The 25,509-nt window shown below is 69.2% G+C and carries 22 protein-coding genes; 18 read left to right on the top strand and 4 right to left on the bottom strand.

Going from position 1 to position 25,509, the window contains the following annotated elements:
- The first annotated feature begins 1 nt into the window (after position 1).
- The gene (locus tag ACWCP8_RS10225) at positions 2-961 is read left to right on the top strand and encodes a helix-turn-helix transcriptional regulator (RefSeq protein WP_352266599.1); all 960 of its coding nucleotides are present in this window, start codon (positions 2-4) and stop codon (positions 959-961) included.
- 408 nt (positions 962-1,369) lie between these two features.
- A complete protein-coding gene (locus ACWCP8_RS10220; protein WP_352266598.1) occupies positions 1,370-1,585 on the top strand; it encodes an I78 family peptidase inhibitor in 216 nt (71 codons plus the stop codon).
- 126 nt (positions 1,586-1,711) lie between these two features.
- Here ACWCP8_RS10220 and ACWCP8_RS10215 read toward each other — a convergent pair whose 3' ends face one another.
- Positions 1,712-2,725, bottom strand: a complete 1,014-nt coding sequence (locus ACWCP8_RS10215; RefSeq protein WP_451115287.1) for a phosphatase PAP2 family protein — start codon at positions 2,723-2,725, stop codon at positions 1,712-1,714.
- A gap of 496 nt (positions 2,726-3,221) precedes the next feature.
- Here ACWCP8_RS10215 and ACWCP8_RS10210 point away from each other — a divergent pair, with 496 nt between their 5' ends.
- Both ACWCP8_RS10210 and ACWCP8_RS10205 read left to right on the top strand, forming a co-directional pair.
- The gene (locus ACWCP8_RS10210) at positions 3,222-4,937 is read left to right on the top strand and encodes an MFS transporter (protein ID WP_451115285.1); all 1,716 of its coding nucleotides are present in this window, start codon (positions 3,222-3,224) and stop codon (positions 4,935-4,937) included.
- A 73-nt stretch (positions 4,938-5,010) separates the two neighbouring features.
- Complete coding sequence (locus tag ACWCP8_RS10205; RefSeq protein WP_352266595.1) at positions 5,011-6,261, top strand: acyl-CoA dehydrogenase family protein; 1,251 nt, start codon at positions 5,011-5,013, stop codon at positions 6,259-6,261.
- 39 nt (positions 6,262-6,300) lie between these two features.
- Here ACWCP8_RS10205 and ACWCP8_RS10200 read toward each other — a convergent pair whose 3' ends face one another.
- Positions 6,301-6,747: a cell division protein SepF gene (locus ACWCP8_RS10200; protein ID WP_352266594.1), complete on the bottom strand. Its 447-nt coding sequence runs from the start codon at positions 6,745-6,747 to the stop codon at positions 6,301-6,303.
- A 308-nt stretch (positions 6,748-7,055) separates the two neighbouring features.
- On the opposite strand from ACWCP8_RS10200, the gene ACWCP8_RS10195 reads away from it, so the two are divergent.
- A complete protein-coding gene (locus ACWCP8_RS10195) occupies positions 7,056-8,336 on the top strand; it encodes a DUF5685 family protein (protein ID WP_451115283.1) in 1,281 nt (426 codons plus the stop codon).
- 32 nt (positions 8,337-8,368) lie between these two features.
- On the opposite strand, the gene ACWCP8_RS10190 is transcribed toward ACWCP8_RS10195, so the two are convergent.
- The gene (locus ACWCP8_RS10190; protein WP_352266592.1) at positions 8,369-9,316 is read right to left on the bottom strand and encodes an ABC transporter substrate-binding protein; all 948 of its coding nucleotides are present in this window, start codon (positions 9,314-9,316) and stop codon (positions 8,369-8,371) included.
- Positions 9,317-9,817: 501 nt separating this feature from the next.
- Between ACWCP8_RS10190 and ACWCP8_RS10185 the strand changes: the two genes are divergently transcribed.
- From ACWCP8_RS10185 to ACWCP8_RS10140, 10 genes are all read left to right on the top strand, one after another.
- Positions 9,818-10,696, top strand: coding sequence for an amino acid ABC transporter permease (locus ACWCP8_RS10185; protein ID WP_451115280.1), 879 nt, complete (start codon positions 9,818-9,820; stop codon positions 10,694-10,696).
- On the top strand, positions 10,693-12,570 hold the full coding sequence (locus ACWCP8_RS10180) for an FAD/NAD(P)-binding protein (RefSeq protein WP_451115278.1): 1,878 nt from the start codon (positions 10,693-10,695) through the stop codon (positions 12,568-12,570). Before ACWCP8_RS10185 ends, ACWCP8_RS10180 begins: the two co-directional genes overlap by 4 nt.
- 62 nt (positions 12,571-12,632) lie before the next feature.
- Positions 12,633-13,532 carry an amino acid ABC transporter permease gene (locus ACWCP8_RS10175; RefSeq protein ID WP_451115276.1) on the top strand — a complete coding sequence of 300 codons (900 nt, stop codon included), beginning with the start codon at positions 12,633-12,635 and terminating at the stop codon, positions 13,530-13,532.
- 41 nt (positions 13,533-13,573) lie between these two features.
- Positions 13,574-14,326 (top strand): amino acid ABC transporter ATP-binding protein, encoded by a 753-nt coding sequence (locus tag ACWCP8_RS10170; RefSeq protein ID WP_352266635.1) that lies wholly within the window; start codon positions 13,574-13,576, stop codon positions 14,324-14,326.
- A 52-nt stretch (positions 14,327-14,378) separates the two neighbouring features.
- On the top strand, positions 14,379-15,353 hold the full coding sequence (locus ACWCP8_RS10165) for an ABC transporter substrate-binding protein (protein WP_352266588.1): 975 nt from the start codon (positions 14,379-14,381) through the stop codon (positions 15,351-15,353).
- A gap of 21 nt (positions 15,354-15,374) precedes the next feature.
- Positions 15,375-16,442, top strand: a complete 1,068-nt coding sequence (locus ACWCP8_RS10160; protein WP_451115274.1) for an LLM class flavin-dependent oxidoreductase — start codon at positions 15,375-15,377, stop codon at positions 16,440-16,442.
- Complete coding sequence (locus tag ACWCP8_RS10155) at positions 16,439-17,821, top strand: NtaA/DmoA family FMN-dependent monooxygenase (RefSeq protein ID WP_451115272.1); 1,383 nt, start codon at positions 16,439-16,441, stop codon at positions 17,819-17,821. Before ACWCP8_RS10160 ends, ACWCP8_RS10155 begins: the two co-directional genes overlap by 4 nt.
- 4 nt (positions 17,822-17,825) lie before the next feature.
- Positions 17,826-18,641, top strand: coding sequence for a DUF1684 domain-containing protein (locus tag ACWCP8_RS10150; protein WP_451115270.1), 816 nt, complete (start codon positions 17,826-17,828; stop codon positions 18,639-18,641).
- Between the two features lie 296 nt (positions 18,642-18,937).
- Entirely contained in the window at positions 18,938-19,837 is a 900-nt protein-coding gene (locus ACWCP8_RS10145; protein ID WP_352266584.1) for a S1 family peptidase, read from the top strand.
- A gap of 208 nt (positions 19,838-20,045) precedes the next feature.
- On the top strand, positions 20,046-20,525 hold the full coding sequence (locus tag ACWCP8_RS10140; protein ID WP_030977230.1) for a hypothetical protein: 480 nt from the start codon (positions 20,046-20,048) through the stop codon (positions 20,523-20,525).
- A 26-nt stretch (positions 20,526-20,551) separates the two neighbouring features.
- On the opposite strand, the gene ACWCP8_RS10135 is transcribed toward ACWCP8_RS10140, so the two are convergent.
- A complete protein-coding gene (locus ACWCP8_RS10135; protein WP_352266634.1) occupies positions 20,552-21,451 on the bottom strand; it encodes a DUF4231 domain-containing protein in 900 nt (299 codons plus the stop codon).
- 344 nt (positions 21,452-21,795) lie between these two features.
- Here ACWCP8_RS10135 and ACWCP8_RS10130 point away from each other — a divergent pair, with 344 nt between their 5' ends.
- From ACWCP8_RS10130 to fxsBH, 3 genes are all read left to right on the top strand, one after another.
- Positions 21,796-22,506 (top strand): hypothetical protein, encoded by a 711-nt coding sequence (locus ACWCP8_RS10130; RefSeq protein WP_382830716.1) that lies wholly within the window; start codon positions 21,796-21,798, stop codon positions 22,504-22,506.
- Between the two features lie 463 nt (positions 22,507-22,969).
- Positions 22,970-23,134: an FxSxx-COOH cyclophane-containing RiPP peptide gene (gene fxsA, locus ACWCP8_RS10125; RefSeq protein ID WP_063756410.1), complete on the top strand. Its 165-nt coding sequence runs from the start codon at positions 22,970-22,972 to the stop codon at positions 23,132-23,134.
- Positions 23,135-23,164: 30 nt separating this feature from the next.
- A complete protein-coding gene (fxsBH, locus tag ACWCP8_RS10120; protein ID WP_451115267.1) occupies positions 23,165-25,471 on the top strand; it encodes a radical SAM/SPASM protein FxsBH, inactivated beta-hydroxylase extension form in 2,307 nt (768 codons plus the stop codon).
- The last annotated feature ends 38 nt before the right edge of the window (positions 25,472-25,509 follow it).

The raw sequence follows: 25,509 nt of genomic DNA, 5'->3' as shown, positions 1-25,509 counted from the left end.
CATGTTGGAGACCTCGGCACGACTGCTGCGCCTGCTCTCACTGCTGCAGGCCCACCGGGACTGGTCCGGCGCCGAGCTCGCCGACCGGCTCGGCGTCACCCCCCGGACCGTCCGGCGCGACGTCGACAAGCTGCGGGAGCTCGGCTACCCGGTCAACGCAAGCCCTGGCACCGGCGGCGGCTATCAGCTCGGTGCCGGGGCCGAGCTGCCGCCGTTGCTCCTCGACGACGAGGAGGCCGTCGCGGTCGCGGTCGGGCTGCGCACGGCGGCCGGCAACGGCGTGGAGGGCATCGGGGAGACCTCCGTACGCGCACTCGCCAAGCTCGAGCAGGTACTGCCGAACCGGCTGCGCCGGCGAGTGAGCGCGCTGGGCGCCTTCACCGTGCCCATGCTGCGCGGACCCGACGCGTCGACCGTCGATCCGGGGGTCCTCACCGAGCTGGCCGGGGCCTGCCGGGACAGCGAGCGGCTGCGCTTCGCGTACCGCGCCCACGACGGCTCCGTATCGCGCCGGACCGTCGAACCCCACCGGCTGGTGTGCACAGAGCGCCGCTGGTATCTCGTCGCCTGGGACCTGGACCGCGCGGACTGGCGTACCTTCCGGGCGGACCGGATCACCCCCACGCCGCCGCACGGTCCCCGCTTCGCCCCGCGCCGCCCGCCCGCCGACGACCTGGCCGCGTATGTCTCCAAGGGCGTTTCCACCGCCGCGTACGCGGCGCGTGCCGTGATCCGGCTGAAGGTGCCCGTCGAGCGGGCGGCCGAGCGGATCTCGCCGTCCTCGGGTGTGCTGGAGCGGATCGACGAGGACAGCTGCCTGCTGCGCACCGGGGCGGCCGGTCTGGACGTTCTGGTGATCCACGTGATGCTCATGGGTTTCGACTTCGAAGTCGTCGAGCCGCAGGAGCTCACCGACGTGATCAGGACCGCCCGGGACCGGCTGTCCCGGGCGCTCGACTGAACCGTGCCGTGCTCTTTCGTCTGTCAACTCGCTGTGTCCGGTATACGGGTGGATGTGGGCGGCCGTCCCGGTCCGATGGTGTGGATATCGTGTCCAAAAGATAAGGCCGTCATAAGGAAGCGTGAATTCCTGGTGATCGGTTCATTTTCCGGACACCGCCCGGGACGGGAATTTCGACTGCCTGGGATGCCGTAATTCGTTTGATTTCTCTGCCCGTTCCGAGATCATTCTTCGGCTTCTGCGATTACTGTGCGTCGACTTACGGACCGCACGTTCGAGTGAAGCAGTTCGAGTAAACGTGTGTAGTGATCCTGTGACACAAGCGTGACCGGTGGCGTACGTGAGGATGCCGCGCCGCCGCCGGAGCCAGGCTTCCGAACCCGTCCGGGGCCGCCTACGGTGAGAGACATGGCACCTATACCGACTCCTCCCGCACAGCCTGACGACACACCTGGCGCGTACGTCGGTCTCGCCGCCGAAGCCGCCGAGCGGAGGGCCCGCGCGCGTGGCTGGAGCAGCGTCAGATCCCTGCCGCCGGGCGCGATCATCACCATGGAGTACCGGGCCGGACGGATCAATTTCGAAGTCGACGGCGCCGTCGTGACCCGCTGCTGGGTGGGCTGAGACCGCACCGCCGCCGGACGGCTGCGACCGGCCCGCGACACGAGCAAGGCCCCGACCGAGGTCGGGGCCTTGCCTGTGCGGGGTGAGGCTGTGCGTACCGTCCCCGAATCGTGGGGGTTCGGTCCGTCAGCCACCGCTCATCGGGCGGGCAGGGCTGGTGCCGCCGCGCGGCGTACGGTCCGCGTGCGGCGGGCGGCGGCTGCCGGCCGGGGTGATGGGCGTCCGCTCCGAGCGCACCGTGTGAGCCCGTGGCCGGGTACCCGCTGCCGGGGCCGCGGCCCCCGCGCGGCTTCCCGCGGCGACCGGTTCGAGCGCCGGGTCCTCGTCCATGGCGTCAGCACCATGCCGCTGCGGCAGCGGCACGGTCCGGGGGCCGCCGGCCGCGACAGGCACCGAAGGCACTGCCCTGCCGCGCGCGCGCCACTGCTCGCGCACCGCGAAGATCCAGTCCTCGGCGCGGGTGATCAGCGGCTCGACCCACGGCAGACCCAGCAGGATCAGCAGTCCCGCGGTCCAGCCCAGCAGCACATCGCTGAGCCAGTGCGTGCCGAGATAGACGGTCGTGAGCCCGACCCCGAGCGAGACCACTGCCGACAGGGCCGACAGATAGCGTCTGGTTCTCGGGGTGGTGGCCAGGTAGGCGAGGATTCCCCAGGTCACGACCGCGTTGGCGGTGTGCCCGGACGGGAATATATCGCCGCCGGCGAAGAGCTCCGCGGAGCCGATCTGGGTCGCGTAGTGCGGGCCGAGCCGGCCCAGGCCGAGCTTGACCGCACCCACCGTCAGGTTGAGCAGCAGCAGTGAGGCGCCCAGCGTCAGCAGGGGCCGCAGTGTGTGCTGCCGCCAGGAGCGCCAGCCGAGCCAGCAGGCGACCATCACGGCCGTGGGGCCTCGCTGGCCCAGCACGACGTAGTAGTCGAGGAAGGCATGGATTCCTGGCCACTGCTGGTAGGGCCGGAACAGCATGACCTTCCAGTCCAGGGTCACCAGCCAGGAGCCGATCAGTACGGCAAAGACGATGGCGAGATGGAACGCCAACGTCCCGCCGAAGAGAGCGATGCGGTGACGGCTCATCCGCGGTGGCTCTATCTTCGGCGGTTCCGGCTCCCGGTCCAGCCGGGCAAAGATGTCGGTACGCACCCAATCGACGTTACAGCGAGTGAGTGCGCGTTCCGGTCGATCCGGCCGCTTTGTGATGACGATGTGATGTGGACTATGTCTCAGCCGGGCATCTTTTCCTGACCGATCGGTGAATCCCGGCGACCTTCCGATCTATTTTCCCGCACTCATTTCGGAAGGGTGTTTGGGTAACCGTGAATAACAAAGATCGATGCCTTATGCATTTTCTCCGGCCGTCACGCCCGGGTGAACGGACGGTGCCGGGCCCGTCACGGGGCGGGTCCGGTGTGCATCCTCGGCGGCGCGGGGCGCCGTCCGGCCGGGGCCGGATGCGGGGTCAGACGTGGCGCACGCCACACTCCGTGGTCCGCCGAGGTATGAGATGGACCACGTGTGGCCGCGCCGAACTCGCGTACGCTGACGGATCACTCGCCCGTCGATGCCGGGCCTGGAGGGGCAGCAGACGCTGCATCCCCGGTTGGCCTGCCGAGCGCGAGGCCTTTTGGGAGGTACATGCATGTCCGGGACGACCACAGCCCGACTCCGGCTGCGCGCAGCCGCCGACGGTGCCAACCGATGGGTCGTCCTGGTCGTCCTCTGCCTCAGTCTGTTGCTCGTGGCGCTCGACGCGACCGTGCTGCACGTCGCCGTCCCCGCCGTCACCGAGGACCTGCGGCCGAGCGCCGTCGGTCTGCTCTGGATCGTGGACGCCTATCCACTGGTCTGCGCCTCACTGCTGATCCTCTTCGGCACCCTCGGCGACCGGGTCGGCCGCCGCCGCATACTGCTGCTCGGCTACGCCCTCTTCGCGGTCGCCTCCGCGGTTGCCGCGATGGCCGACAGTCCGGGCGTACTCATAGCGGCGCGCGCCCTGCTCGGGGTCGGCGGCGCGATGATCATGCCGGCGACGCTGTCGATCCTCCGTCAGGTCTTTCCCGACCGGCGTGAGCGGGCCGTCGCCATCGGGGTGTGGACCGCGGTCGCCGCTGTCGGCGCGGCCATCGGACCGGTCATCGGCGGCTTCCTCGTCGAGCACTTCTGGTGGGGCTCGGTCTTTCTGATCAACATCCCGCTGATGGCCCTGATACTTCCGGTCGGCCGGCTGCTGCTGCCCGAATCGCGGGGCAGCAATGACGGCCCCTGGGACGTGTTCGGTGCGCTGATGGCCGCGGCCGGAGTACTCGGTGTGGTCCTCGGTGTGAAGCGCGCGGGTACCGGCGAGGGCATTTTCGTCCTCGCCACTCTCGTACCCCTGTTCCTGGGCGGGGCGCTGATCGTCGCGTTCGTACGGCGGCAGAAGCGCCGTACGCATCCACTGGTCGACATGGGGATGTTCGCCAGACCCGCCTTCTCCACCGCGGTCGGCTGCATCGTCCTCGCCATGCTGGCGCTGGTCGGTCTCGAACTGATCGCCGTCCAGTACCTCCAGCTGGTCCTGGGCCTCAGCCCGCTGGAGACCGGTCTGCGGCTGCTGCCGCTCACCTTCGCCGCGATGGCCGCGGGCGCCACCGGCTCGTACACCCTGCGCCGGATCGGCCCGCGCCGGATGGTCGGCTGGGGCTTCGTGCTCACGGCGGCCTCGGTGCTGATCCTGACCCTGATGGGGCAGCACGACCGGCCCGGTCTGCTGACCGTTGCGTTTGTCGTGCTCGGCTTCGGGCTCCAGTCCACGCTCTTCGGTGCGTACGAATCGATGCTCAGCGAGGCCCCCGCCGACCGGGCCGGTGGTGCGGCGGCCATCGGCGAGACCTCGTACCAGCTGGGAGCAGGTATGGGGATCGCGCTGCTCGGCAGCGTGATGAACGCCGCCTACACCCCCGGGCTGGCCAGGCTCTCCGAGGCGGGCGTTCCCGCCGAGGCCTCCACCGCTGCCTCCCACTCGCTGGGCGAGGCCTATCAGGTGGCGTCCCAGCTGGGCGGTCCGCTGGGCGAGGTGCTGCGGAGCACCGCCCGGCACGCCTTCGTCAACGGTCTGCACGTCACGCTGCTGGTCAGCGCGGGACTGCTGCTGCTCGGCGCGCTCGCCGCGCTGCGGCTGCCGCGGGTGATGGAGTGCCCGCCGCGGGTTCTCTGCGATCCGCGCGATGTGCGGGAGGACCGCGAGTTCCGTGAGGCCCGGGCGTTCCACGGTGCCCCGGGAGCCCCTGGACAGGACCGTCCGAACCGGCCCCGTTCGCTGCCTGTCCGGCGGCAACCTGCCGAGGCCACCGGCTCTGGACGAGCGGCACACTGAGCCGTAACGTCAGCACGACGCCATAACTAACACTGCTAGTTTTAGTACCGTGCGAGCCGCCGGAGGCACTCTCATGTCCACCACCGAGTCCGCTGAGTCCGCGAAGCCGTCGAAGCTGCCGCCCTTCGACCCCGCCGACCCGATCGGCATCGACGATCTGCTCGGCCCCGAGGACCTCGCGATCCGTTCCACCGTCCGTGCCTGGGCCACCGACCGGGTCATGCCGCACATCGCCGAGTGGTACGAGAACGGCGAGCTCCCCGGCATCCGTGAGCTGGCCCGCGAACTCGGTTCGATCGGCGCCCTCGGCATGTCCCTCCAGGGGTACGGCTGCGCGGGTGCCACCGCCGTCCAGTACGGACTGGCCTGCCTGGAGCTCGAAGCGGCGGACTCCGGGATCCGCTCGCTCGTCTCCGTCCAGGGCTCCCTCGCCATGTACGCCATCCACCGCTTCGGCTCGGAGGAGCAGAAGGAGCAGTGGCTGCCCGGGATGGCAGCCGGCGAGATCATCGGCTGCTTCGGGCTCACCGAGCCGGACCATGGCTCCGACCCGGCGGGGATGCGGACGTACGCCAAGCGCGAACCAGGGGGCACCTCCCGCCCGGGCGAAGCCGGGAGCGGGGGAGACTGGGTCCTCAGCGGCCGCAAGATGTGGATCACCAATGGCTCGGTGGCCGGGGTGGCCGTCGTCTGGGCACAGACCGACGAGGGCATCCGCGGCTTCGTCGTGCCGACCGATACCCCCGGCTTCTCGGCACCCGAGATCAAGCACAAGTGGTCGCTGCGCGCCTCCGTCACCAGTGAACTGCTACTCGACGAGGTACGGCTGCCCGCCGATGCCGTACTCCCCGGGGTCACCGGCCTGCGCGGCCCGCTCGGCTGCCTCAGCCACGCCCGCTACGGCATCGTCTGGGGAGCCATGGGTGCCGCACGAGCCAGCTTCGAGGCAGCAGTCGACTACGCGAAGACCCGGGAACAGTTCGGGAGGCCGATCGGCGGCTTCCAGCTCACTCAGGCCAAGCTCGCGGACATGGCCGTCGAACTGCACAAGGGCATCCTGCTCGCCCACCATCTGGGCCGTCGGATGGACGCGGGCAGGCTCCGCCCGGAACAGGTCAGTTTCGGAAAGCTCAACAATGTGCGGGAAGCGATCGAGATCTGCCGCACCTCACGCACAATTCTCGGCGCCAACGGGATCTCGCTCGAATACCCGGTGATGCGGCATGCGACGAATCTGGAGTCGGTGCTCACCTACGAGGGAACCGTGGAGATGCACCAGCTGGTGCTGGGCAAGGCGCTCACCGGTCTGGACGCATTCCGGTAGAACGGGACGCCGGCCGGACCGATCCGGCGAGCGCCCTGCTCAGCTCTGGTTGAAGAAGCCGTCGGCCGGTCGGCCGGCGGCTTCGCCGCTGACCACGTGGGTGTCGGCCGGGGTCAGCAGGAAGACGCGGGTGGCTACGCGGTCGATCGACCCGCGCAGCCCGAAGATCAGTCCTGCGGCGAAGTCCACGACACGCTTCGCGTCCGAGGGGTCCATGGCCGTGAGGTTCATGATCACCGGGACGCCGTCCCGGAAGAGCTCGCCGATGCCGCGGGCGTCCCGGAAGCTGTCGGGGGTGACTGTGGCGATCCGCCGGCCCGTCTCCTCGGCCGCCTCGGAGACCACCTGCACCCGTGGGTCGGTCACCCAGGCATTGCCGGTCCCGGTCCGTGCACCCTCGGCGTACTCGTCGTCGTCTTCGTAGTAACGCTCGTCGTTGTCCTCTACGAGGCCCAGCCAGGCACTCGCCTTGCGCACCGATCCCATGGACGCCTCCTCTCACCGCGGTTCCTTGGTGTTCCGCATCTCATTCGTATCCCTATGGTCGACCATGATGCGGATCGTGCGCCAAGTGGATAGTCGGCGCGCAGGGGATTCGTGACGTTACTGGTGCAGAAGATGTGGCGATTCGTCAAGGTTCCTCCTGCATGGGACCCCTGGTGAAAAGAAAATATGATGTCCCGGTCCGTACGGGTGACGTGGGGTGCGTACGGGTGAACGGTTCGCTCGATACGATGCCCGTCGCGCACGCGCACGAGTGCGGCGCACAACGGAGCGACTCTCGGGGGATCGTCGTGTTCGGAATAGTCAGGCCCTGCGCCCATCGGTTGTCGGAGGGCCTCAAGACCGAGTGGATGGCCCATCTGTGCGGGCTCTGCCTCGCACTTCGCTCGGACCACGGGCAGTTCGCCCGGATCGTCACGAACTATGACGGCCTGATCGTCTCGGTTCTGACGGAGGCTCAGGCGGAGCGCACCGCCGGATGGCGACGCACCGCGGGGCCCTGTCCACTGCGCTCCATGCGGACCGCTCCGGTCGCCCGCGGCGAGGGGGCCAGACTGGCAGCCGCCGTCTCGCTGGTGCTCGCCTCGGCGAAGGTACGGGACCACATAGCGGACCGGGACGGGCTGTTGGGGCGCCGCCCGGTCGCAGCGGCCGCCCGCCGGGTCGCCGCGGGCTGGGACCGGGCCGGCGCGCGTACCGGCGCGGAGCTGGGGTTCGACACCGCCGTCCTCGTGGACGCCGTCGACCGGCAGACCGGCATCGAATGGTTCGCCGGACCGGGCACTCCGCTGCTGACGGTCACCGAGCCCACCGAGACGGCCACCGCGGCGGCCTTCGCCCACACCGCCGCACTCGCGGGCCGACCGCAGAACGCCGAACCCCTCGCCGAGGCCGGCCGGCTCTTCGGGCGGCTCGCGCATCTGCTGGATGCCGTGGAGGATCAGGAAGCTGACGCCGCGTCGGGTGCCTGGAACCCGCTCACCGCCACCGGCACCTCGCGCGCCGAGGCCCGGCGGTTGTGCGACGACGCGCTGCGTGGCGTACGGCTGGCGCTGCGCGACGCCGAATTCACCGACGACAAGCTGACACATGTGCTGCTCGTGCACGAACTGCGGCGTTCGGTGGACCGGGCCTTCGCCACGCAGACGTGCTCGCACCAGGCGGATGCCTGTCGCGGCGGCGGGGTACTGACGGACAGGCAGCAGACGGAGTCCTCCCCGAAGGCGCCGGGCGATGCGGCGGGGCTGCGGCAGACCGGATCCTTCGGGCCGCCGCCGGGCAATCCGTACGCGCCGAACAACCCCGGCAGCCCGTTCGGCCCGCCTCAGCCCCCGCCGGAGCCGCCGCGCGACCGGCGTGGGCTGATCACGGGCTGCCTGGTGTGGGCGGGCCTCGCCTGCACCTGCCAGATGTGCTGCGGGACCTTCGAGGACCCGTGGAGCCGGCAGCGGCGCGAGGGGCTGTGCAGCCAGTGCGACTGCACAGACTGCTGCGATGCGTGCGACTGCTGCACCAACTGCGGGGACTGCTGCAGCTCCTGCGACTGTTGCGACTGCGGGTGCGACTGCTGAGCCACGCCTCGGGCCGGCTCAGCGGCCCCGGGTCACTTGATCTCGGGCGGCGAGATCTGCGAGGACTCGATCGCCGACGCGCCGATGCCCCACTTCTTCAGGATGCGGTCGTACGTCCCGTCCGCCTTGAGCCCGTTGACCGCCGCCCGGAAGGCGGGCGCCAGCGGGGTGCCCTTCTTGAAGGCGAAGCCGACATCGAGTCGCTTGAACTCATTGAGAAAGCGCACGCCCTCCTGCTGGTCCACCGCATAGCGCAACCCGTTGATGGTCGACATCACCACGTCGCTGCGGCCCTGCTGGAGCGAGCCCCAGACCCCCGCCGGGTCGGAGTAGGTCTTCACGTCGTACGGCTTCTTGCCCGCCTCGGCGCACCGGTGCTTGTTCTCCTCCAGCGTCACCTCGAAGGTGGTGCCAGCGGCGGTGCCCACGGTCAGGCCGCAGAGCTGGGTGAGATCGGTGACCTTCGCCGGCCTGCTGTCGTCGCGGACCGCGAAGCCCTGCCCGTCATTGAGGTACGTGACAAAGTCGATCGTCCGGCGGCGTTCGTCGGTGACCCCGAAGTTTCCCGTCCCCAGGTCGTACTTCCCGCTGCCCAGCGCAGGCAGGATCGCCTCGAAGGCGGCCACCTCGCGCTTCAGCTTCAGCCCCAGCGCCCTGGCCACGGCGTCCGCGACGTCGATATCGGTGCCGGCCACGGTCTTCCCGTCCGGCAGATAGGTGGCGCCGGGCGGCGTGCCGACGCTGGAGGCGATGGTCAGCGTGCCGGAGGCCCGGACCTCGGCGGGCAGCAACGCGGCCGCGGCCTTGTTCCTCCTCACCGACGACACGACGTCCTGCGTCGGAATCCTTCCCTTGGCGGAGGTGGCCGGGCCGGCCGCGCCGGCCGGAGAGGCTGCCGGATCGCCGGACCCGCACGCGGTGAGAGCGAATGCGGCGACGGTGATCAGCGCGAAGGCGGCGGTGTGCCGGGTACGGGGCATGAGGTGTGGTTCTCCAGGTTCGTCGACCGTGCGCGGGCAGCCGGGCAGCGCCGGGCGGCGCGCCACGGCAGCACGGCCACGGGCGGGGCGAAGGAAGAGCGGAAGAAGCTCGGAACGGCGAACAACCTGAGGGGAGGGTGCAGCGATGTTGTGTACGTGAAGACGCGCAGGGAACGGTGCTCAGGCGCCGGACACGGCGCGAGGCACGGACGCGAGAAACCGCAGGGGGTCAGCTCAACAGGAGGAGGACCACACGCGACCGAAGTCGATGTGGGAGCGCTTGACCAGCCACTGCTGCGAATGCATGGCCCAAGTGGAGCAGGCGATCCACCGGTCCGTCAACTGACCTGAGACGTATGACTCACAGTGTGGACAGGCTTGACAATATGTTGTGAACAGCGCTTACCTCGGAAGCGGATCGCGCTGAGGGGCCCGGTCCGCGTTGTGTTCTTTCGTGAAGGCACGTCCCGTGTTCGATCTCTGCATCCACGGAGCCTTCGCATGTCTGCGCAGACAGATGCCTTTCTTCAATCACGCCCGGCCCCGCTCTCCGAGAACAGCGGCAAGGACAATGACGCCGACCACCTGCGGATCGTCCCTGCGCGCCGAACAGGCCAGTGGGCAGCGGCCGTTGTGGTCCTGCTGCTGCTCGCCCCGGCGCTGAACTCCGTCATCCGCAACGACGCCTTCCAGTGGGACGTCGTCGGCGACTACTTCACCACCGACTCCGTCCTGCGCGGCCTCGGCCTCACCCTCTGGCTCACCGCCCTCGTCATGGCGCTCGGCTTCGCCCTCGGCGCAGTGCTGGCCGTACTCAGGCTCTCCGTCAACCGCGTTCTGCAGGCGGTCAGTTGGGGCTACGTATGGCTGTTCAGGTCCACCCCGATCCTGGTCCAGCTGCTCTTCTGGTTCAACATCGGCGCGCTCTACCCGGAGATCCTCGGCGTCCGTACGGCGAACCTCCTCGGGCCCGTCACGGTCGCCGTCATCGGCCTCACCCTGCATGAGGCCGCGTACGCGGCCGAAGTGGTCCGCGGCGGCATCCTGTCCGTCGAGCGCGGGCAGATCGAGGCCGCACAGTCGCTGGGCCTCGGCGCCTGGCGCCGGTTCCGCCGGATCGTGCTGCCGCAGGCGATGCGCTCCATCGTCCCGCCCGCCGGGAACATGCTGATCGGCACGCTCAAGGGCACCTCGATCGTCAGCATCATCGCCGTGCAGGACCTGCTCTATTCGGCGCAGCTCGTGTACCACCGCACCTACCAGGTGATCCCGCTGCTGCTCGTCGCCACTCTCTGGTACGTGGTGGTCACCTCGCTGCTCAGCGTCGGCCAGCACTACATCGAACGGCACTACGCCCGTGGCACGGCGGGTGCCCGGTGAACGTCGGGCCGACCCTTGTCATCGTCGGCGCCGGGCCGCGCGGCACCGGCCTCGTCGAGCGCATCGCCGCCAACGCCCCCGAGCTGTACGAGGGCCGGCGGCTGGACATCCATCTCGTCGACCCGCACCCGCCCGGCGGCGGCCGTATCTGGCGGCACGACCAGTCCCCGCTGCTCTGGATGAACTCCATGGCCGAGGACGTCACCATGTTCACCGACGACACGGTCCAGCAGGAGGGGCCGATACGTCCGGGGCCCGCACTGCACACCTGGGCGGCCGACGTCCGCGACGGCCGAGTCACCCCCGGGGTCGAACCGGAACTCCTCGCCCAGATAAAGGCGTTGGGAGGCCAGGACTTCCCGAGCAGACGGCTGCAGAGCGCCTATCTGGGATGGGTGTACGAACAGGCGGTGGCCGCACTCCCGGCGGGCATCATCGTGCATGAGCACCGTGGGCACGCCCTGTGTGTCACCGGGCAGCGCGACGGCCGTCAGCACGTCTGGCTGGAGGGCCGCGACGAACCGCTGACCGCCGACCTCGTCGTGCTCACCATCGGTCACCTCGATGCCGAACCCACTTCCGAACAGGTCGAGTTGACCGAGTTTGCGGACCGGCACGGGCTGGTCCACCTGCCACCCGACTTCACCGCCGACAGTGACCTGACCGCCCTGCCCGCCGGTGAACCGGTCATCGTCCGGGGCTTCGGGCTCGCCTTCATCGATCTGATGGTGCTGCTGACCGAGGGACGCGGCGGACGGTACGAGAACGGCGAGTACCTGCCCTCCGGCAAGGAGCCCGTGCTGCACATCGGATCGCGGCGCGGTGTCCCGTACCACTCCAAGATCGGCTACGGCTGGCAGGGCGAACGGCCGCCGCTGCCGCGGTTCCTCGGCCCGGACCGGACCGAAGAGCTGCTGAGCCGGCCCGGCCCGCTCGACTTCCGGCGCGATGTGTGGCCACTTGTCGACAAGGAGCTCGGATACGCCCACTACCACCGGCTCTTCACCGTCCACGCCGAGCGCACGACGGTCGACTGGCAGGTCTTCGAGGAGAAGTACGCGGCCGCCGACCCGGGCAGTCAGGAACTGCGCGCCCTCGTCGTCGCCGCCGTCCCGGATCCCGCCGACCGGCTCGACCTCGAAGCGCTCGACCACCCGCTGGACGGCGTGCGCCACCCGTCGTACGACGCACTCCAGGCCGGGCTGCGCGACTACATCACCGCCGACCTCGACCGCCGCCACGACCCCGCCCACAGCGAGGACCTCGCCGTCTTCCTCGGACTGCTGTCCGTCTACGGGCAGTTGATGCGGCTCGGCGACATCGGCGGCTGGTGGCACGGCTTCTTCAGCTATCTTGCGTCCGGCCCGCCGGGACCGCGGCTGCACCAGCTGCTCGCCCTCTCCAGGGCCGGGGTCGTCCGCTTCCTCGGCGCGGGGATGACCGTCGAGACGGACGAGGAACGGGGCATCTTCCGGGCCGGCAGCGCCACCGTGCCGGGGCAGTGGATCGAGGCCCGCGCACTGGTCGAGGCCCGGCTGCCGGATCCGTCACTGGAGCGCACCCGCAGCCCGATCCTTCAGGCGCTGTACGAGGACGGAGCCGCCGCCACCGCCACCGGACTGCTCTCCGTCGACCCCGACGACGGCCGGATCCTGGGCCGTGACGGCCGCCCGCACCCCCGGCGCTTCGCCCTCGGCCCGCACACCACCGCACGGGTGAGCGGGGCCTTCACGCGGCCGCGCACCGGCGGTCCGGCGTTCCGGCAGAACGACGCCACCGCACGGACGGCTCTGGCGTTCCTCCGCGACCTGCTCTGTAGCGACGGCGGCGACCGCAGCGACGGAACGGACGGCAGCGACCGCCTCAGCGCCTGACCGCGGTGCCGTCCCACCTCCGCACTTCCTTACCCCCATGGCTCGTATCCCAAGGAATCCACATGTCGCTCACCAGCGATCCACCTCTCGACAAAACGACCGGGCCCCAGGCCGAAGGCGCTTCCGCCATCGACTACGGCGCGCTCACCGTCGTCCCCGTGCGCCACCCCTGGCGCTGGGCCGCCGTCGTCGCCACCGCCGTCCTGCTCGCCCAGTTCCTGCACGGTCTGGTCACCAACCCCGGCTGGGAGTGGGACGTCTTCGCCCGCTTCTTCACCGCCGAGACCATCCTCAAGGCCGTCTGGATCACCCTCCAACTGACCTTCTACGGCACGGTGCTCGGCTTCGCGCTCGGCATCGTGCTCGCCTTCATGCGACTGTCGGCCAGCCCGTTCCTCGGCGCGGTCGCCTACGCGTACATCTGGGCGTTCCGCTCCATACCACTCATCGTCCAGCTGCTCTTCTGGTTCAACCTCGCCTACCTCTACAAGGAGTTGCAGTTCGGCATCCCGTTCGGGCCCGGCTTCTTCTCCTTCGACACGATGAACCTCGTCGGCGCGATGAGTGCGGCCGTCCTCGGGCTCGCACTGCATCAGGCGGCCTACGCGGCGGAGATCGTCCGCGGCGGCGTACTCGCCGTGGACAGCGGCCAGTTGGAGGCGGCCGCCGCGCTCGGGATTGCCCGGCACCGGCAGCTGTGGCGGATCGTGCTGCCGCAGGCGATGCGTTCCATCCTGCCGAACGCAGCCAACGAGATCATCTCGCTCTTCAAGGGCACCTCGATCGTCTCCGTGATGGCGATCGGCGAACTCTTCTACCAGGTCCAAGTCGTCTACGGGCGCAACGGCAGGGTCGTGCCGCTGCTGATGGTCGCCACCGTCTGGTACATCCTCCTGACCACCGTGCTCTCCGTCCTCCAGTACTACGTCGAACGTCACTACGCCAAGGGGGCCGCGCGATGAGCGCCACCATCACCGATTCCACGGATGCCGTCCCGGACGCCATGGTCGAGATCCGCGCCGTGCACAAGAGCTTCGGCACCCTCGAAGTCCTGCGCGGCATCGATCTGTCCGTAGGCGCCGGAGAGGTGACCGTCGTCCTCGGCCCTTCCGGGTCCGGCAAGTCCACCCTGCTGCGCACCATCAACCACCTGGAGAAGGTCGACAACGGCTGGATCAGCGTCGACGGCACCCTGGTCGGCTACCGCAGGGACGGCAACAAACTGTACGAGCTCCGCGAGCGCGAGGTCCTGCGCCAGCGCACCCGGATCGGCTTCGTCTTCCAGAACTTCAACCTCTTCCCGCACCTCACGGTCCTGGAGAACATCATCGAGGCGCCGGTCTCCGCCCTGCGCCGCCCCCGCAAGGACGCGGTCGCCGCCGCCGAGAAGCTCCTCACCCGGGTCGGACTCGCCGACAAGGCGGGGGCGTACCCGAAGCAGCTCTCCGGCGGGCAACAGCAACGCGTGGCCATCGCCCGCGCGCTCGCTCTCGAACCGAAGCTGCTGCTCTTCGACGAGCCGACCTCGGCGCTCGACCCCGAGCTGGTCGGCGAAGTCCTCGACGTCATCAAGGACTTGGCACACGGCGGCACCACGATGATCGTCGTCACGCACGAGATCGGCTTCGCCCGCGAGGTCGCCGACACCGTCGTCTTCATGGACGAGGGACGGATCGTCGAGCAGGGCGCCCCTGCCGACGTACTCGACCGTCCGGACCATCCGCGCACCCGCGCCTTCCTCTCCAAGGTCCTGTGACCCTCCCATGTCCCTTTCCACCCCTTCCGCACTGTCTGCAAGGAGCGCCCACGTGTCCGTCCGCCGTACCCTCGCCGCCTCGCTCGCCACCCTCACCGCCGCCGGACTCCTCACGGCCTGCGGTACGAGCGACGCCGCCACCGACGAGATCAACCCGAAGGGGCAGCGGGGCACCGGCATCAATATCGGGCCCGACCAGCACCGGATCCGGGAGAAGAAGGTCGACGTCATCGCGGCGAAGGTGCCGGCAGCCGTCCGCGAACGCGGCACGCTGCGGCTGGGCGCGAGCGCCGACGCCTCGCCGCCGCTCGGTTTCTACGCCACCGACGACAAGACCCGGATCGGATCCGAGATCGACATAGCGACTCTGATCGCCGACACGCTCGGGCTGAAGCCCGAGTTCGAGGAGGTCTCCTGGGAGAACCTCTTCGTCGGCCTCGACAGCTCCAAGTTCGACGGCGTCCTGTCGAACGTCACGGTCACCGAGGAACGCAAGGAGAAGTACGACTTCGCGACCTACCGGCTCGACAACATCGCCTTCGAGGCCAAGAAGGGATCCGGCTGGAAGGTGAAGGACCCCAAGGACGTGGCGGGGAAGACCATCGCCGTCGCATCCGGCACCAACCAGGAGAAGATCCTCGTCGACTGGAGCGAGCAGAACGTCGAGGCCGGGCGCAAGCCGGTGGACATCAAGTACTTCCAGAAGGACACCGACTACTACCTGGCCCTGCAGTCCGGCCGGATCGACGGCTATCTCGGCCCCAGCCCGTCGGTGAACTACCACGTGGCGTCGGCGGGCCAGTCCGAGGTCGTCGGCACGCTGTCGGGCGGCGGCGACGGGCTCCAGGGGAAGATCGCCGCCACCACGAAGAAGGACAGCGGCCTGGTCGAGGCGTACGCGGCCGCCATCGACCACATCATCGAGGACGGCTCGTACGCCAAGGTGCTGGGGCGCTGGGGGCTCTCCAACGAGGCCGTCGAGAAGTCCGAGATCAACCCGCCCGGCCTTCCCAAGCCCAAGAACTGAGCCCGAGAGGTACGCACAGCAATGTCTGCCACCACCGCTCTTCATCTGGCCGCCGAGATCGGCGGCCCGCCCCACTACGACGCCCGGCACTACGTCGAGCTCGCCCGGCTCGCCGAGCGCGGGACACTCGACTTCGTGACCCTCGGCGACTCGTTCGCCCGCCCCGGGCTCGACGCGCTCGCCGTGCTCTCCCGGGTCGCGCCCGCCACCCGCAGGGTCGGGCTGGTGCCGACCGTCACCACCACCCACACCGAGCCGTTCCATGTCTCGTCCGCCGTGGCCACCCTGGACTGGGTGAGCCGCGGCCGGGCGGGCTGGAGCGCCGAGGTGTCGACGACCGAGGCCGAGGCCCGGCTGTTCGGCCGGCGGTCCGCCGCGCCCGCCGCCGAGCTGTGGCGCGAGGCGGGCGAGACCGCCGATGTCGGCGCCCGGCTGTGGGACAGCTGGGAGGACGACGCGGAGATCCGGGATGTCGCCACCGGCCGCTTCATCGACCGCGACAAACTGCACTACGTCGACTTCGAGGGCGCGACGTTCACCGTCCGCGGACCGGCCATCGTGCCCAGGCCCCCGCAGGGCCACCCGGTCACCGTGATCGACGGGACGGGCGGGCCGAGCCAGGAGGCCGCCGCGCGCCACGCCGATGTCGTACTCGTACGGGCCACCGGGCCCGAGCAGGCCGCGGGCATCCGGGCGGACGTACGGCGCCGCGCCGCGGCGTACGGCCGCGACCCCGACACCCTGCGGGTGCTGGTGGCGCTCACCGTCGACCTCGGCGACGCCGAGACCGCACCGGAACCCGGTCTGGAGAGCGGACCGCCGCTCGCCGCCGGGGGCTCTTACTACCGGGGCGGCCCGGTCGACCTCGCCGAACTGATCGCCCAGTGGCACCGGGCCGGAGCCGTCGACGGCTTCCACCTCACGCCCATCACACCGGAGCGCGATCTCGAACGGATCGTCAACGGAACCGTCGCCCTGCTTCAGCACCGCAGCCTGTTCCGCACCTTCTACCCGGGAGGCACGCTCCGCGAGCACCTGGGACTGGCGCGCCCGGCGAACCGATACGCCCTTGCGGAGAGACGAGCATGACCGCACCGACGCGGAAGCAGATACATCTCGCCGCCCACTTCCCCGGCGTGAACAACACCACCGTCTGGACCGATCCCCGCTCGAAGAGCCAGATCGAGTTCTCCTCGTTCGAGCACCTCGCCCGCACGGCGGAGCGCGGCAGGTTCGACTTCTTCTTCCTCGCGGAGGGGCTCCGGCTGCGCGAGCACAACGGGCGGATCCACGATCTGGACGTGGTCGGCCGACCCGAGTCCCTCACGGTGCTCAGCGCTCTGGCCGCCGTCACCGACCGGCTCGGCCTCGCCGCCACCGTCAACACGACCTTCAACGAGCCGTACGAACTGGCCCGGCGGCTCGCCACCCTCGACCACCTCAGCGACGGCCGGGCCGCCTGGAACGTCGTCACCTCCTCCGACGCCTTCACCGGGGAGAACTTCCGGCGCGGCGGCTATCTCGACCGGGCCGACCTCCCCCAAGTTCTCGGCTTCGCTCGAACAGGGGGGACCCCCTACACCCGGGCCGCAGAGTTCGTCGCCACGGCCCGCGAACTGTGGGACACCTGGACCCCCGACGGAACCCCGCGCCCCTTCCGTCACCAGGGGCGGCACTTCACCATCGAGGGCGAGTTCACCGTCCCGCGCTCCCCGCAGGGCCACCCGGTCGTCATCCAGGCCGGGGACTCCCCGGAGGGCCGAGAGTTCGCCGCGTCCGCCGCCGACGTCATCTTCACCCGGCACGGCACCCTGGAGGCAGGCCGCACCTTCTACTCCGACATCAAGGCGCGGCTGGCGAAGTACGGTCGGCAACCCGACGATCTGAAGATCATGCCTGGGGTCACCTTCGTCCTCGGCAACAGCGACGCCGAGGCCCAGGAGCGGGCGGCCGAGATCCGCCGCCAGCAGATCTCCCCGCAGAACGCGATCCTCGCCCTGGAACAGGTCTGGGGCCGCGACCTCTCCTCGTACGATCCGGACGGGCCGCTCCCCGAGATCGACCCGGACCCCGATTCCGGGCTGGTCCAGGGCCGGGTCAGGATCGGTGACCCGTCCCCAAGCTCTCGGCTTCGCTCGACCGGGGGAGGCCCCATTGCCGTCGCGGCTCGCTGGCGCGCGCTGTCCGAGGCCAAGGGGTTGTCCATCCGGCAGACGGTCATCGAGACGACGGGGCGCCAGTCGTTCATCGGCAGCCCGGAGACGGTCGCCTCGGAGCTCGTCGAGTTCGTCTCGACCGACGCGGCCGACGGCTTCATCCTCGTACCGCATCTCACCCCGGGCGGCCTCGACGACTTCGTCGACCGGGTCGTCCCGCTGCTCCAGGAACGCGGAGCCTTCCGCTCCGAATACACCGGTCTCACTCTCCGGTCCCATCTCGGGCTGGCCGATCCAGTAGGGAAGGATTGATCGCATGAGCATGGACACGCAGCAGGCGCAACAAGTGGGACAGGCGGAGCAGGAGTGGATCCGCTGGCACGAGGAGCGCACCGCCACGGTCTCGGCACCGTACGGACCGCTCTCCCTCACCGGCACGTACTGGCTGTCCGACCACCCGGAGGGTCAAATTCCGGCCGTCCCCGGGCAGTGGCGGGAGGACGGCGACGAGGTGGTGCTCACAGCCGCCGCCGAGGACGGGCTCACCGTCGACGGGAAGCCCTTCACCGGTGAGGTGCGGCTCACCGTGGACGGTGGTGCGATCGAAACCTCCCGCGTCGCACACGGCGAGCGGCGGCTGGTCGTGCTGAGCCGCGAAGGGCTGTGGGCGGTACGGGACTTCGACCCGGACTCCGCGGCGCGGAAAGCCTTCCGGGCCATCGAGGCGACGTCGTACGACGCCCGCTGGGCGCTGACGGGCACCTTCCGTCCGTACGGCGCCACCCGCTCGGTCCGGGTCGAGAACGCCGACGGAATCGAGCGAGGACTCGGCCTCGGCGGTGAGATCGCCTTCGAGGTGGACGGAACGGAGCACACCCTCCAGGTCACGGTCGAGCAGGACGGCTCGCTCTGGGCGGTTTTCGCCGACGCCACCAGCGGGAACAGCAGTTTCCGCTTCCGCTTCCTGCGGCCCGGGGCGCCGGCCGAGGACGGCAGTGTGACGGTCGACCTCAACCGCGCCCTGCTGCCGCCGTGCGCCTTCGCCGATCACTTCATCTGCCCCTTTCCGCCCTCGGGCAACACCCTTTCCGTAGCCGTCGAGGCGGGGGAGCGGAACCGGATCGACAACTGACGTACCGCTGACGTACCGGCGACACACCCTCGTATTTCATCCGGCCAGGCCCCGGCAGCTCGCGAGCTGCCGGGGCCTGCCGCGTGTCCGGCGCCTGCCGGCCGCAGGTGCAGGGCGACGACCTCAGGCCAAAAGGCCCTCTTGCGCCAGAAGTTGACGCCTTGAATACTCCCGAGCAGCGCTTGTCAGGGGCACGCCGTATCCGGAATGCGGACCACGGCCGTGCGCCCGACTGCGCCTCACGGGTCCGACCACCCCACGGGCGGACCCCCGTTTCCCCTTTGGAGGAATCAGAAGTGAGGATCAAGCGCACCACCCCCCTCAGCGGCATGGCGAGACGAAGCAGGGTCGTCGCGATCTCCGCAGGCCTTGTCGCTGTCGCCGCTCTCGCCGTGCCCAGCGCCCACGCCAACTCCACCGGGACGTTCAGCGCCAACCAGCTCACCGCCGCGAGCGACGCCGTGCTCGGCGCGGACATAGCCGGAACCGCCTGGAACGTCGACCCGGCGACCAAGACCCTGCGGGTCACGGTCGACAGCACGGTCTCCCAGGCCGAGATCAAGCAGATCAAGAAGTCCGCCGGAGCCAACGCCGGCGCCCTGCGGATCGAGCGCACGTCCGGCACATTCAACAAGCTGCTCTCCGGCGGCGACGCCATCTACGCGCCCGGCTGGCGCTGTTCGCTGGGCTTCAATGTCCGAAGCGGCAGCACCTACTACTTCCTGACCGCCGGTCACTGCACCGACGGCAACCCGCCGTGGTACACCAACTCGTCGAACTCCACGAGCATCGGCCCGACGGTCGGATCGAGCTTCCCGACCAATGACTACGGCATCGTGCGGTACGACAACGCCTCGGTCGCCCACCCGGGCACCGTCGGCAGCCAGGACATCACCAGCGCGGCCAACGCCACGGTCGGTATGTCCGTCACCCGCCGCGGCTCCACCACCGGCATCCACAGCGGAACCGTCACCGCCCTCAACGCCACGGTCAACTACGGCGGCGGCGACATCGTCTACGGCATGATCCGGACGAATGTGTGTGCGGAGCCCGGCGACTCGGGTGGCGCGCTCTACTCCGGCACCAGGGCGATCGGACTCACCTCGGGGGGCAGCGGCAACTGCAGCTCCGGTGGTACGACGTTCTTCCAGCCGGTCACCGAGGCGCTCAGCGCATACGGCGTCAGCGTCTACTGACGCCCGGCACTCCACGCACCCTCTCGAAACCGCGTTCGGCAACGCCAGAGCCCCCGCCCGAATTCCGGGCGGGGGCTCCCGTTCACCCCGCGGCTTTTGAGAGGATGTGGGGGAGGACGGTCGCGCAGGAGCAACGGGGGCGGATGCTGTGCCTTCCGGAGGGATGCCCTCCGGGACCCCCGGCAGACACCCCAGGGGGTTCCAGTCCGTGAAACGCATCGGAGTGACCGGACATCGCAGCATCCCCGAGGAAGCGCACGCCCATGTGATGGCCGGGATACGAGCGGTGCTCTGCGGCTTCGACGGCTCCCTGGAGGCCCTCTCCAGCCTGGCTGTGGGAGCGGACCAGCTCTTCGCCGACCTGGCACTCGCCTGCGGGGCGGAACTGACTGTGGTCATCCCCAGCGGTGACTACGAGGCCTGCTTCGCCGACGGGCCCGAACTGGCCCGTTACCGAAGCCTCAAGGGCCGCGCGGCCCGGGAGGTCCGGCTGGACTTCCCGCACTCCACCGACGAGGCGTACTACGCGGCGGGCGCCTACATCGCCGACCACTGCGACCGGTTGCTCGCAGTGTGGGACGGCCGGCCGGCCCGCGGCTTCGGCGGCACGGGCGACATCGTGACGTACGCCCGTACGCTCGGCCGCCCGGTGACGGTGATCTGGCGCGACGGAGTCGAGCGAGCCTGATCCGACGTCCCCTCACCGACGTCACGTCACATGCGGTGCCGGGCCAGCCAGTCGGTGTGTTCGGGGGAGACGATCCGCTCGGTCTCGAAGACCGCGACGGGCCACTGCCGTTCGGTCAGACTGGTCTCCATTGCGGCCTGCATCGACTCCAGATCCTTCTCGACCAGTGAGTGCGCGGAGATCAGCGGGTGATGGCGACGCATCTCGTTCCAGGCGAGGCAGGCGGCCGCTGCCGCCGAGAGCGCCCCTGTCAGGGCGAAGGACCGGGCGGCCCCGAATGCCTGCAGCAGGCTGAGCGCCAGCGCCGGCGTGGTCAGCGCGGCGATGGCGCTCGACCAGACGAGCGCGCCGCGCCGCGAAACGTGCTGGCGCCTGCGGTACCAGCGCCGCTGTTCGATCAGCCGGTCCCGTATGTAGGTCTCCTTGCGCACCGTGAACGCCCTGCTCCTTAACTCCCGCATGGACTCCGTGATGAGCCCGCCGCCGGCATCGCCCATCTCGTCCCGGGGGTCCACCCAGCCGACCTTCCTGAGCTCCTGCAGACCCTCTTCGAGCCGGTTGGCGAACACCGCTTCCGGGTGCTGGGTACCGGTGTCGAACGGAGAGCCGTGCACGGCGTATCGCCAGCACATCGACTTGATGAACTCGGCGGCGGAACGGTTCAGTTGCCAATGCGACTTTGCCTTGCGCCGGGAAGCGGCATACGTCGTGACCAGAACCCCGAGATAGGCCAACGCTGCGATTCCGTCGAGCAGTTGAAATGAGCCACCGAGCCTGCCGTGCCACGGCAGGGCCGCCGGTACGGCACCTACCACGAGGAGGATCAGCTGGCCGCGGGTCGTATTGACCGCCTCCCGCTGGCGTGCGATGGCGATGGCGTCCGTGTGGTGGAAGAGCGCCGGGAGGTCCTCGCTCCTGAAGACCATGGACTGAAGCGGTCCGGGAATCGCCGTCATGTTCACCCCGTCTGCAGTTTTGGACATGCTCGTTCAGCCAGGCGGATGGCCTGTTCGGTCCGGCCGGAAGCTGGAAGGCCCCTGTGCGGTGCCCGGGGCGCACGCGTGCGTGGGCGGAGGCCGACCGGGGGCACGAGAGTAGATCGAGCGTCCGGGCACTGCAATGGTGCCCTGGGCGACGACGGCCTACCTCGGCCGGGATCCGGTCGCTCTCGTGCGAACCGAAGCGCTGTGGCATGGTTGAGCAACTGTCTTTTATTTCAGGCGAGTTGCCCCTTGGATCTTCGGGCTCGCCTCTCGCTGGGGGAGCGAACGTGCAGGATGCGAATCAGGACGATGTGCAGTCGCCGGTCGGTGCCCAACGGAGGATCCGGCGTAGCCCACTGCTGTTCACCACACCCCTCGCGCTCCTCGCACTGCTCACCGCGATCCTTCTCTGGGAAGTGATCCGAGCCAACATGGCGGGCGGGGCGCGGTCCACCTGGCCGTGGCGCCTGCACCTGCTCGATATGGATGCCCTGGGCAGTCTGCTGGCTGTCGCCGGCGGCGCAGTTCTGGCCAGGGCGCAGTACGCCCGCACAGTGCGGCCCTACCTGGGCTGGCGCGGATCGTGGCAGAAGGGGTATTTGAAGGGGGACGCATCCGGGTGGCGCGTCGGCGTGCTCAACGGCGGGCAGCACCTTGCCGTGGTCGACGCCTGGGATTGTCGCCTGGTCCTGGCCGGACAGGCCGACTCCGCCAGTGCGCGTTGGGGCGACCTGGACGCGGCTGTGGCCGAACTGACAGCTGCCGGGCTCGTCGTGGCGCAGGACTTCCAGATCATCCACTTCGGTCCGGGCTTCCCTCTCGTGAGCACCGGAGGATACGACACAGTGCTGGTGGGTGCCTTCTCGAAACGGTTCGTCCGTGACGTCGAGGCGTTCTACATACGGTTCAGGGTCACCGACGTCGTAGGGGACACCCACGAGCGCATCCTGGACTGCATGAAGGGGGCGAGGACGGATCTCAGTGCCCCGCTCGACTGAGGTCCGGCAGGACCCGGCCACCCTCTCGGCAGGGACGGTCGATGCGAGGTGTTCGCGGATGGAACCGGCAGAACGTGGCGCCGAACGGGTGGACGGAGTGGAAGTGAACGCGCGGCGTCGGGCATCTGTCCCGAAGTCAAATCCATGTACCTTTCGCCTAAATCGGGGTGGCGCATCGCCCGTCCTTGATGCAGGGGCACCCCGCCGGGCTGTGCACAGGCCGGCGGGGAGGGTCACCCGGCTTTCCGGAACTGGCTCGTGTCATCTGCTCCTGCCTGCGCTTTCGCTCCTCACTCCGACGGATGAATGTCGAGTCGCGTTCCGTCTGGCGTAATGCTGTGTTTCGTACGACGTCGGCGTTTGCCAAGCGCTGTCAGCGGAGTAAAGTCGTGCCGCCGGACACTGCATTTATGCAGTAGCCGGAGGCGTTTCAGTGTCCGGAACAATCCCATCAAGGACGGCCGTGAAGACCAACGAATCCAACTCATCCTTCGCCAATGCGAAGAGCCGTGTGCCGCTCGCCGAGATCGACGTCCGTGGTGCCGAAGCCACCAGGAAGCTCGATCGGGTATTCAGCACGTCAACCGGCCGTTCCACCAAGGCGTCAACCTTCAGCTCGGCTCTCTGAGTCGCGCCGTAAGATAGCTAGACTGACGGAATGACAGGACCCCTGGTCCCCTTCCGTGAAATTGTGCTCAAAGTGCACAGCAGGTGCGATCTTGCCTGCGATCATTGCTACGTCTATGAACATGCTGATCAGAGCTGGCGTACCCGCCCTAAGGCAATCTCTGATGAGGCTATTTCCTGGACCGCTCAACGCTTGGCTGAGCATGCTCAGACGCATGCGCTGCCCTCCGTGTCAGTGATCCTGCACGGAGGGGAGCCTCTCCTGGCGGGCCCCGCGCGTCTGCGCCGCGTCTGCGAGGAGCTGACCTCGGCACTGAACGGCATCGCCGCTCTCGATCTGCGGATCCATACCAACGGCCTGCAGCTCAGCCCGCGCTATCTGGACCTCTTCGACGAGTTCGGTGTCAAGGTCGGCATCTCGCTCGACGGCGACCGGACCGCCAACGACCGGCACCGCCGGTTCGCCGACGGACGCACCAGTCACCCCCTGGTCCTCCGAGCCGTCGAGCTTCTGCGCCAGGAGCGCTACCGCCACCTCAACCTCGGCCTTCTGTGCACCGTCGACATCCGGAACGATCCGCACGCGGTGTTCGACGCCCTGGCCGAACTCGAACCACCGCTCATCGACTTCCTTCTTCCGCATGCCACCTGGGACCAGCCCCCGCCGCGTCCGGACGGATCGCCCACGGCCTATGCCGACTGGCTCCTCGCGATCTTCGACCGCTGGAGGGAACAGGGCCGGCCGGTGCCGGTGCGGTTCTTCTCCTCGGTCCTGTCCAGCCTGAGCGGCGGCCCCAGTCTCACCGAGTCCCTGGGTCTGGCCCCCACCGACCTCGTCGTCGTCGAGACCGACGGGCAGCTGGAACAGGTGGACTCGCTCAAGAGCGCCTACGAAGGCGCGGCCTCCACCGGGTTCGACGTCTTCACGAACGCCTTCGACGAGGTCGCGGCGCACCCGGGGGTCCGGGCACGGCAACTCGGACTGGCCGGGGTCAGTGAGACCTGCCGCCGTTGCCCCGTCGTGCGTTCGTGCGGCGGGGGGCTCTACACGCATCGCTACCGATCGGACAGCGGATTCGACAACCCCTCGGTGTACTGCGCAGATCTCGAAGCACTGGTACACGGCATCGAGGTGCGAACAGCTGCGGAAACCGAGTCGGCCGCGGTTGCGGAGCCGCACGAGCTGATCGCCGCACACCAGGACCTGACGCGAACCTTGCTCGCCCGGCTCCACGCAGACCTCGACGGCCGAGGCGGGGAGCGGTGGGCCGAGGCTTGGGAGCTGGTGCAGACTCTGGAGCGGACGGAAGCGGGCGCCATCGGCCTGGACGGTGTTCTGGCCCATCCCTACACCCGCACCTGGCTGCTCGACGCGCTGGACGCCGTGGGTGACGACCGGCCCGGTGCCGGCCGGTCGGCGACGCTGCGGCTGTCGTCGTCCGTGGCCGCTGCCGCCGTGTGCGCCGGACTCGAACGGGCCGTTCCCGTCGCCTACCGGGAAGGCGGCATCTTCCTCCCCACCCTCGGAGAGCTGCGGATCGGTGGGGCGGGGGAGCATGGCATTGCCCTTGTGCGCGCCACCGACGACGGATTCCTGATCCGGCGGGACGGACACGCCGCCGAAAAGCGGATCGTACGGAACGCGGCGGAGGACCCCCCGGGCTGGCTTCCGGTACGCCACGTGGGTGGCGACGGGACGCCCGGCTTCCTGCTCGACGATCTCGACCCGTACCGCGACTGCTTCGGTACGCCCGTCGCTTCCCGGCTCCGGCAGTCCGAGGCCGATGCGTGGAGCGCGCGCCTCGTCGGTGCCTGGGAACGGCTGACTGCGGTTGTACCGGATCAGGCGGCCGAGATGGCGCGCAGTCTGATCGCGCTGACTCCACTCGTCACCGGACACCCCGTGGTGGGGCAGCACGGCTACGGGGCGTTGGGGATCGGGGGCTGCACGGATACCGAGGAGCTGGTGCTCGGTCTGCTCCGTGGGTTCCGGCGGGCCAAGCTGAGGGCCCTTGTGGATGTCACGGATCTGTACGCATTGGACGGAGCCTGGGAGCATCGGACGCCCTGGCAGGAAAAGTCCGTTCCCTTCTCTCGACTGCTGTCCTCGACCTACGAGCGAGTGGGGCTCGGTCTCTTCGACCCCCGGTTCCTGGACGGTGTGCCGCAGGCACTCGACACGCTCGAAGCGGCGGCCGAGACGACCATCGACGGAAAGCAGCTGTTGGCCGCAGTCCGGAAGGAGATCAGCGGTACACACGGGACATCCGGGAAGAACAGTTGCAAGACTGATTTCGATCAAGAAACCGATTGTCCGGGCGCGAGGATGGATGACTGAAAAGCAGCGGTGAATGACCGAACGCCATGGGGGTGGAG

The sequence above is a fragment of the Streptomyces sp. NPDC002206 genome, assembly GCF_053593595.1.
Note: the sequence above shows the minus strand (reverse complement) of the source record. Positions and strands in the feature narration are given on the sequence as shown.

Coding starts and splice junctions, on each gene's coding strand:
- ACWCP8_RS10225 (WP_352266599.1), top strand. CDS start 2: ATGTTGGAGACCTCGGCACGACTGCTGCGCCTGCTCTCACTGCTGCAG.
- ACWCP8_RS10220 (WP_352266598.1), top strand. CDS start 1,370: ATGGCACCTATACCGACTCCTCCCGCACAGCCTGACGACACACCTGGC.
- ACWCP8_RS10210 (WP_451115285.1), top strand. CDS start 3,222: ATGTCCGGGACGACCACAGCCCGACTCCGGCTGCGCGCAGCCGCCGAC.
- ACWCP8_RS10205 (WP_352266595.1), top strand. CDS start 5,011: ATGTCCACCACCGAGTCCGCTGAGTCCGCGAAGCCGTCGAAGCTGCCG.
- ACWCP8_RS10200 (WP_352266594.1), bottom strand. CDS start 6,747: ATGGGATCGGTGCGCAAGGCGAGTGCCTGGCTGGGCCTCGTAGAGGAC.
- ACWCP8_RS10190 (WP_352266592.1), bottom strand. CDS start 9,316: ATGCCCCGTACCCGGCACACCGCCGCCTTCGCGCTGATCACCGTCGCC.
- ACWCP8_RS10185 (WP_451115280.1), top strand. CDS start 9,818: ATGTCTGCGCAGACAGATGCCTTTCTTCAATCACGCCCGGCCCCGCTC.
- ACWCP8_RS10175 (WP_451115276.1), top strand. CDS start 12,633: ATGTCGCTCACCAGCGATCCACCTCTCGACAAAACGACCGGGCCCCAG.
- ACWCP8_RS10170 (WP_352266635.1), top strand. CDS start 13,574: ATGGTCGAGATCCGCGCCGTGCACAAGAGCTTCGGCACCCTCGAAGTC.
- ACWCP8_RS10160 (WP_451115274.1), top strand. CDS start 15,375: ATGTCTGCCACCACCGCTCTTCATCTGGCCGCCGAGATCGGCGGCCCG.
- ACWCP8_RS10155 (WP_451115272.1), top strand. CDS start 16,439: ATGACCGCACCGACGCGGAAGCAGATACATCTCGCCGCCCACTTCCCC.
- ACWCP8_RS10150 (WP_451115270.1), top strand. CDS start 17,826: ATGAGCATGGACACGCAGCAGGCGCAACAAGTGGGACAGGCGGAGCAG.
- ACWCP8_RS10135 (WP_352266634.1), bottom strand. CDS start 21,451: ATGGTCTTCAGGAGCGAGGACCTCCCGGCGCTCTTCCACCACACGGAC.
- fxsBH (WP_451115267.1), top strand. CDS start 23,165: ATGACAGGACCCCTGGTCCCCTTCCGTGAAATTGTGCTCAAAGTGCAC.